Below are 2,847 nucleotides of genomic sequence, written 5' to 3' on the forward strand. Positions count from 1 at the left end.
AAAACATATAGCTCATATCCTGAATTTCCGAACAATCTGCATTCCCAAAATCCGCAGAGGTGAGTGTGGTATTAGGAGTATACCCGCCACTACCCGTCGGACGAGCAAACAACGCCTTAAACGTCCCTACCAGCTTAACAGGCGTCTCCCCTTCACCAGCCGATTCAATCGTAAAGGTTTTTGTTACCGCCTCATTTTCATTTGCCATCTTCTCTTTCAACACAGTTCCCAAATTAATTTCCACTGGTTTTCCGTAAATCTTCGCCGGAACGGTGATATTGGTCGGGTCACCATTGTAAGAGGTAATCTCCATATAGGTTCCTTTATCATCAAACCACCAACCTTCAGCAGTCGGATTATCTAAAGCCTTAATCTTATACGTATGATTTGTTGCTGTTTCAGTCAAGTCATTATGCGCTGCAATGAAAGCAGTTGTTGAATCATACATTGCCGCAAAATCATCCTTCACCCAACGATAGGTCGTATCTCCTGAATCATTAGGAAGCCCACGTAAGCCAGTATTATCTTTAAACTCAAAGTCTGAAGACAGTGTCAATGTTGAAAGGTTGTCGCTGAAAAAAAACATTCGTCCCATATCCTGAACTTGACTCGTATCCCAGCCGGATAAGTTTAAACTTTGCAACTGACTACAACCAAAAAACATCCCGAACATAGTCTGAACTTGGCTCGTATCCCAACCGGATAGGTTTAAGTCTTTCAACTGAATACAGTCAATAAACATTGCGCTCATATCCTGAACTTTGCTCGTATTCCAGCCGGTTAAATCTAACTCTTTCAACTCACTACATCCATTAAACATATCGCTCATATTCTGAACTTTGCTCGTATTCCAACCGGTTAAGTTTAAGTCTTTCAACTGAGTACACCCATAAAACATAGAGTTCAGATTAACTACTTTGCTCGTATTCCAGCTGGATAGGTTTAAGTCTTTCAACTGAATACATCCAAAAAACATAGCGTTCATATCCTGAATTTCCGAACAATCTGCATTCTCAAAATCAACAGAGGTGAGTGTAGTATTAGAATAATATCCGCCACCCGTCGGACAAGCAAACAACTCCCTAAACGTCCCTACCAACTTAACAGGTGTCTCCCCTTCACCAGCCGATTCAATCTTGAAGGTTTCTGTTACCGCCTCATTTTCATTTGCCATCTTCTCTTTCAACACAGTTCCCAAATTAATTTCCACCGGCAATCCTTCAATCTTCGCTGGAATGGTAATATTCACCACGTCACCTGTGTATTCTGTAATTTCTACATACGTTCCTCGATTTTCATACTCCCAGCCTTCATCAGCAGCATCGCTTTGAGGTTGTGGTTGTGCGCGGGTTTTGGCGGTGTCGGCTTGTTGATCTGTTTCCTCTGAGATCTCCGCCTCATCAGCTGCCTTTGATTCAGTTTCTGTTGGTGCTTGGGCATCATCAGTTGTAGTTGGTGGTGTTTCTTGTGCTGCGCCTTCTTGATTTGCGGTGGTCGGCGGTGTCTCTGCGCCAAGTTCGCTGCTTGCTACGGTCGATAAAACGCCGTTGCTCGGTTGTGCTTGTGCTGCTTCTTCGGTCGTTGTTTCTGTTGCTAATACTTGTAATGGTACAACCGCATAACTGCCTAAGACGATCAGTACACTTCCGGCAACACTAATTAATTGTTTATTGATCTTCTTGTAAACAAATCGCTGGATTCGTTCACCATTTTTTCCCATTCTTTTTTTGTTCATCTCCATCCCCCAGATCCTTTATCTTTTCCCTTTAATTCTAAGCAAACTATTCATTTTCATTGTAATTACTTCACGTTAATTATAACCTATTCTTGATTATTTTCTATGCGAATGCATTATTAAACTATAAAACGAAAAATTATTTATTATCTGTTTGATTGTTTAATTCTCCGCAAAAAAAAGAGAAGCCTCAATCGACTTCTCTACACCATCCATATAAACCGCGTCTCCAACAAGTTTCGATGATCGGAACGATTATCAATATCCTGAATTAAGGCACGAAAGCATCGCGTTTTCTTCCCTCGAAAAAAATACAAAAATAGGAAAGGGGAACCTAGGCTCCTCTTTCCTGACTTTAGTCCATATCAGATCATCAAAAATCTCTTTTATATCTTCAACATCTTTTAAGCTGAAAAGCTGTAAAAGTTTTTATTATTTTTCATAATGGGTCCAAGCTGAATAAATCTCAACAATTCTTTCTTCCTGAGTGGGTTTTAACTTTTCGAATGCTTGAGTTGGTATATACGGGGTATCTTTCAATGTTTCGACGATCTTCTGAAATTGAGCGGTTAAACTGAATTGTTTGATTTTCTTTAAATCAGCTTTGGCCGAGTTTTTAATTCGGACAGTATAATTGCTCATTATAAATTATCCCAATCAATTTCATCAACGTCTGTAAATCCGCTGTCATCTTTTTCTCGTGCTCTAACAGTATCTAAAGTTCCAGTTTGTTCAAGAAATAATGTCTCTTGTATTGCTTTCCAATCATCTAGTCCAATTAGCACTGCGTTATTCTCACTACGGTCACTGATGATATGAATCTCTGTATGATTTTCATTTACTTCTTTCAGTAGTTTATAGAAATTTTTTCGCGCAGTGCTAGGATTTAACGTCGTATTTGCCATGTTCCAAACCTCCCTTTTATATCTTAAACATTAACGTACTTAATTTAGTACGACAACAGAGTGGTTGCTTTCTTTAAAAAAACTAATTGAAATTCTCCGCTAAAAAAGCGCTATTTTGGCATATAAAAAAAGCGCAAAAATTTGCACTTTAAATGATTCATATTTTTTAAAATCCACGTTCATAGTATGACCATACAGAAAGAATTG

The 2,847-nt window shown here is 38.9% G+C and carries 2 protein-coding genes and 1 pseudogene; all 3 read right to left on the reverse strand.

Annotation, left to right across the window (positions count from 1 at the left end; all coding sequences use genetic code 11):
* Window positions 1-1,735: BspA family leucine-rich repeat surface protein (locus A5875_RS10650; RefSeq protein WP_176244659.1), on the reverse strand; the 1,735-nt coding region annotated here is incomplete at its 3' end.
* 486 nt (window positions 1,736-2,221) lie between these two features.
* Window positions 2,222-2,377 (reverse strand): annotated as a pseudogene (locus A5875_RS10655) (Txe/YoeB family addiction module toxin); the annotation flags it as partial.
* Window positions 2,377-2,640, reverse strand: coding sequence for a type II toxin-antitoxin system Phd/YefM family antitoxin (locus A5875_RS10660; protein WP_088933581.1), 264 nt, complete (start codon window positions 2,638-2,640; stop codon window positions 2,377-2,379). The pseudogene A5875_RS10655 and the gene A5875_RS10660, both read right to left, overlap by 1 nt.
* Window positions 2,641-2,847 lie beyond the last annotated feature (207 nt).

The organism is Enterococcus sp. 3H8_DIV0648 (assembly GCF_002140655.1).
Classification (GTDB): Bacteria; Bacillota; Bacilli; order Lactobacillales; family Enterococcaceae; genus Enterococcus_A; species Enterococcus_A hulanensis.

Excerpts from the sequence above, each read along its gene's own strand:
- A5875_RS10660 (WP_088933581.1), bottom strand. The coding sequence starts at position 2,640 with ATGGCAAATACGACGTTAAATCCTAGCACTGCGCGAAAAAATTTCTAT.